Annotated in this window: 6 protein-coding genes; 3 read left to right on the top strand and 3 right to left on the bottom strand. The window is 44.0% G+C overall.

The genetic code is table 11. The features are described 5' to 3' along the window. From PLA12_14320 to PLA12_14310, 3 genes are all read left to right on the top strand, one after another. Positions 1-1,743, top strand: a 1,743-nt coding sequence (locus PLA12_14320) for a flagellar biosynthesis protein FlhA (GenBank protein HOQ33664.1), incomplete at its 5' end; no start/stop codon positions are given. Next, a complete protein-coding gene (gene flhF / locus PLA12_14315; protein HOQ33663.1) occupies positions 1,743-3,056 on the top strand; it encodes a flagellar biosynthesis protein FlhF in 1,314 nt (437 codons plus the stop codon). The genes PLA12_14320 and flhF, both read left to right, overlap by 1 nt. After that, entirely contained in the window at positions 3,049-3,921 is an 873-nt protein-coding gene (locus tag PLA12_14310; protein HOQ33662.1) for a MinD/ParA family protein, read from the top strand. The genes flhF and PLA12_14310 overlap by 8 nt, the downstream gene beginning before the upstream one ends. Before the next feature lie 39 nt (positions 3,922-3,960). On the opposite strand, the gene PLA12_14305 is transcribed toward PLA12_14310, so the two are convergent. The 3 genes from PLA12_14305 to PLA12_14295 form a co-directional block, all read right to left on the bottom strand. Continuing rightward, on the bottom strand, positions 3,961-4,101 hold the full coding sequence (locus PLA12_14305) for a hypothetical protein (protein HOQ33661.1): 141 nt from the start codon (positions 4,099-4,101) through the stop codon (positions 3,961-3,963). 103 nt (positions 4,102-4,204) lie between these two features. Beyond that, positions 4,205-4,372: a hypothetical protein gene (locus tag PLA12_14300; protein HOQ33660.1), complete on the bottom strand. Its 168-nt coding sequence runs from the start codon at positions 4,370-4,372 to the stop codon at positions 4,205-4,207. Between the two features lie 355 nt (positions 4,373-4,727). Next, positions 4,728-4,922, bottom strand: a 195-nt coding sequence (locus PLA12_14295; protein HOQ33659.1) for a hypothetical protein, incomplete at its 5' end; no start/stop codon positions are given.

Here is a 4,922-nt window from a genome sequence, read left to right as displayed (position 1 = left end):
ATTTTTGTAGGCATTGTGATTTTTATCATACTTGTTGTTATTCAGTTTGTTGTGATAACCCGCGGTGCAACCCGTATTTCAGAAGTCGCAGCACGGTTTACTTTAGATGCAATGCCCGGTAAACAGATGGGTGTGGACTCAGATTTGAATGCAGGTCTGATAACGGAAGAACAAGCACGACAGCGACGACGCGATATTGAACGGGAAGCAGATTTTTATGGGGCTATGGATGGTGCTACGAAATTTGTTCGTGGAGATGCTATTGCTGGGCTGATTATTACTATTGTCAATATCTCCGTAGGGCTCGTTATGGGTGTTTTAATGAACGGTATGTCTTTAGCCGACGCAGCCCGAATATATACACAACTTACCATTGGTGATGGTCTGGTATCGCAAATACCAGCCTTGATGATTTCGACAGCTGCAGGCCTGGTTGTTACACGCACCGTATCCGAAGAGAACAGTTTAGGTGCAGATTTTACCATACAATTCAGCCGCTATCCACGAGCATTAGGTGTAGCTGCAGGTTTGTTGGCACTTTTTGGTATTGTCCCAGGCATGCCTTTTGGTCCTTTCATTATGGTTGCTCTTGTTCTCGGATTTATTGCCTATATGTCGGTTCAGGTGCAAAGGGAAAAGGAAGTAAAAGCAAAACAGGAAGAAGAAATCAGCAAAAAAGCAAAAGAAAAGCCCGAAAGCCCCACAGAACGAGCCGAGGCATTGCTCACCATTGACCCTATTAAGGTTGAATTGGGTTTTGCTCTTATAAAATTAGCAGACCGCTCTCAAGGTGGGGATTTGCTTTCACGGGTTCAGAAAATCCGTGAGCAAATGGCGGTGCAAATGGGTTTTGTCGTGCCTGTCGTTCGCATTGTGGATAATCTCCTATTAAAACCCAACCAATACTGTATTAAAATTCGTGAAGCCACAGTTGGCTCTTATGAAATACTCCCTGACCATTACCTTGCCATGAACCCGGGAATTGTTGATGAGAATATACAGGGGATTGAAACTACAGAACCTGCTTTTGGGCTTCCAGCCTTATGGGTGACGGCAAGTCAAAAGGAACAAGCAGAAAGTGCCGGCTATACCGTAGTAGAGCCTTCCGCCGTGCTGGCAACACACCTTTCCGAAATTCTTTCTACCCATGCAGGAGAATTATTAACGCGTGAAGAAGTGCAACGACTGTTAAAACGGTTAAAACAAACATCGCCTACTGTGGTAGATGAACTTGTCCCGAATATCCTTTCCTATGGTGAAGTTCAAAAAGTATTGCAGAATTTGCTTCGGGAGCGTGTTTCCATTCGTAATCTCGAGGTTATATGTGAGGTTTTATGTGATTACGGACCGAGGACCAAAGATACCGATGTGTTAACCGAATATGTCCGTCATGCTTTGGCACGAACTATTTGCGCACCACTTGTAGATGAAAATAATAAACTACGAATTGTTACCCTTTCCCCCTCGCTGGAACAGGAAATATTAGATGCTGTAAAAAGAGGAGAAGGGGGAGAATATATCCCCGTTTCACCTCAACGTTCCCAACAAATTTGTGAAAATACAGCCAAAGCCATTCAGCGTCTTGTGCTGGAAGGATATGAACCTATTGTCGTTTGCACGGCTAATGTGCGTCGTTTCCTATACCGAATTTTAGAACGGAAATTACCAAAAATACGCGTTCTTTCGTATAATGAAATAGATAGTTCCGTTAAAGTAGAGATTGAAGGACAAATCGAGGTGTAATGGGAAATAAGTTTTTTAAAATACGATGCAAACATCTAAGCGAAGTCGCCAACAAAATCCATGAATTGTTTGGTCCACAGGCTATTGTTGTTGGGACACAAGAAGTGTATGAAAAAGGGATACGGGGCTGGTTCGGACAAAAAACTTATGAAGTAACCGTTTCGGTGCCAGAAACAAACTTGCCCGAAGAACGAAAAAAATCCATTGTTGAAAAGAAATATCTCGAACATTCTACTTCAACGGTTACAGAGGACGAGACAAAGAAGAAAAAAATCGAAGAATTTGAGCGTATCATTCGTGAAACACAACAACGATTGAAGCAAAAACCCATTACTGAAGTAGAAAGCACAATTCCCCAAAAAGCAAAGGTTTCCGGCGAAGCAGAAACACCTGTGGTTCCTTTCCCTAAAGAGAAATTACAAGAAGCCCCACCCCGAGAAGATATTGCAAAAGCATTACGAGAAATTCGAGAACTTTTACAGGTCATGTCTGTAGAAACTGCACCCACAGGAATACCCAATGAAATAATTCCTTTTTATAAAGACCTTGTCCAGCAAGGAATGTCCAAACGATTGTCTGCGGATTTGATACATACGGTCCTTCAAAATATGAGCCCGGAACATGCTCGCGACCCTAAAATATTTATCGAACGCTTGGCTCTGGAATTGAGGAAACGAATTATTACCACCAATGGCATCCCGGTTTGTAGTGGTGTCCCTCGATGGATTGTCTTTTGTGGACCCACAGGTGTTGGAAAAACAACCTCGTTGGCAAAAATATCGGCTCATTTTGCCATTCATGAGAAAGTGCGGGTAGCCCTTGCCTCCACAGATACCTACCGTGTCGGTGCAACAGAACAATTAAAAATTTACGCACAAATCATTGGTGTTCCTCTAAAAATTATTGATGACAAGAAAACCGCATGGGAAACAATGCAGGAATATTCAAAATATGACCTGATATTTTTAGATACAGCCGGCAATAGCCCTTTCAATACACGGCAGGTCAAAGAACTTCGTGAAATATTACAGATAATAAAACCGTATGAAACGATGCTTGTTCTCGGAGCACACACACCGTTAGAGGATTTGAGATACAGTGTAGCCGGCTTTTCTTCTCTCAACCCGACAAGTCTTGTTTTTACAAAATTAGATGAAACCCGCCGTTTTGGCTCTATGATAAGTTTGATTTTAGAAACAGGTTTGCCTGTGGGTTACCTGACACATGGACAAAATGTCCCGGACGATTTTACTCTGGCAACTCCGGGCGGAATTGTTGAATTATTAATAGAAGGAAAAAGAAATCGTGGCTGACCAGGCAGAAAAATTAAGGAAATTGGCAGGACAGACAAAAAAACAATGTCGAGTGATTGCTATCACAAGTGGAAAAGGAGGTGTAGGGAAGACCAGTGTCAGTGTAAATCTGGCTCTGGCTTTAGCCACACAAGGAGCCCGTGTAGTTCTTGTAGATACCGATTTAGGTTTAGGCAATGTCGAGGTTTTAATGGGTCTGCACTCGTTTTATAATCTGGCGCATGTAATTGAAGGGACGAAAACATTAGAAGAAGTAGTCATAAAGGCACCTTTAGGTCTGGAAGTAGTCCCAGGCTCGTCAGGGCTATCTCGCATTGCAGACCTTGTAGACCGTGACCGTGACCGACTGGTTGAAGCGTTAATGTCGCTCTGTGAACGAAGTGATTTCTTACTATTAGATACTATGGCAGGAATTGGCAAAAACACGGTTTCATTTTGCACATCTGCCGATGAGGTACTGTTAGTAACCACACCGGAACCCTCTTCAATTGTAGATGCTTATGCTATGCTGAAAACTATCCATTATCAAAGAAGTGATGCCGTTATAAAATTGATTGTAAACATGGTAATTAACTCCGCACAGGCACAAGCCGTGGCAACCAAATTAACAAATGTGGCTCAACAATACTTAGGGCGTGGATTAATTTATCTGGGACATATCGTCCGCGATACCCATGTGAACCAGTCCATTATGCAAAGTCAGCCCTTCTTTATTACCTATCCCAATGCCCCTGCAAGTCGTTGTGTAGAAGCAATATCCCAACGCCTTTTCTATCAAGCACCCGCCATCGAACCCAAAAAGAAATTAGGTTTTATGAAACGATTGGCACAGAACTTCGGTTGGGCTGTAGGCGGTGAAATATAATATAAACACCTAAAAAATATAACTAACAGATTTATCCTTCTATAAGGAAAATTTTTCATCTAATCCCCTCCATCTCATTCGTCTACTATGTCCCGTGTGTCCCCTTATCCTATGCATGTCCTCCGTGCCATGTGTTCCATTCGCCCCCTGCGTCCTCTCCGTCCCATTCGTCCCGTTCATCTTATCCGTCCCCCCTTCAACCCCTCCGTCTTATACATTTTCTCCGACTCGTTCATTCCTTTCCGTCTCATCTGTCCCATGTCCCCCTTTCAACCCCTCCGTCTTATACATTTTCTCCGACTTGTTCATTCCTTTCCATCTCATCTGTCCCATGTTCCCCCTTCAACCCCTCCGTCTTATACATTTTCTCCGACTTGTTCATTCCTTTCCGTCTCATCTGTCGCATGTGTCCTATGTGTCCTATGTGTCCCCTATGTCCCCTTCGTCCCATAAACCCGCCCCCCTGGCAAGACCGCCCCCCTGGCAAAACCGCCCGCCTGGCAAGACCGCCTGCCTGGCAAGACCGCCATAAATAAAAGGATTGTATGACGGATTAAACACCCGGATGCGGGGACATAAATATCGGCAAAGGCAAAATAATGTATGGGCGAAACATGTTTCGCCCTAACAATGTAATTGCATATCAATTTTATAACGGGAATTTGCGATATTGATAGGGCATTAACGAAATACAGATTTCCCTGTCGGGATAATAAGGCGATTTTTTCCATTGGGATAATAGAGCGATTGGTCAATCGCCCCTACAGGAAATTTTATTATCAGGGGCACTGGCCATGCGGGCGAGGTTAGAACGGGGTAAAGCATAGTTTGGCTGTTAATGTCCCATGTGTCCTATGTGTCTCCTTTGTCCCATCCGCCCCATAAACCTGCCTGCCTGGCAAGACCGCCCGTCTGGCAAGACCGCGCGTCTGGCAAGACCGCCACGAATGCAGGAATGAGGGACGCAAAACTACCCGAAGCGGGGACGCTTCATCTACATT

This window comes from Candidatus Hydrogenedens sp., from assembly GCA_035378955.1.
In the GTDB taxonomy this organism is placed as follows: Bacteria; Hydrogenedentota; Hydrogenedentia; order Hydrogenedentales; family Hydrogenedentaceae; genus Hydrogenedens.
The sequence above is the reverse complement of the archived record's forward strand: the minus strand, read 5'-3'. Positions and strand labels throughout refer to the sequence as shown.

Bases quoted from the DNA above. Each gene is read 5' to 3' on its own strand.
- PLA12_14300 (HOQ33660.1), bottom strand. From the start codon at position 4,372: ATGGGACGAAGGGGACATAGGGGACACATAGGACACATAGGACACATG.
- flhF (HOQ33663.1), top strand. From the start codon at position 1,743: ATGGGAAATAAGTTTTTTAAAATACGATGCAAACATCTAAGCGAAGTC.
- PLA12_14305 (HOQ33661.1), bottom strand. From the start codon at position 4,101: ATGAACGGGACGAATGGGACGGAGAGGACGCAGGGGGCGAATGGAACA.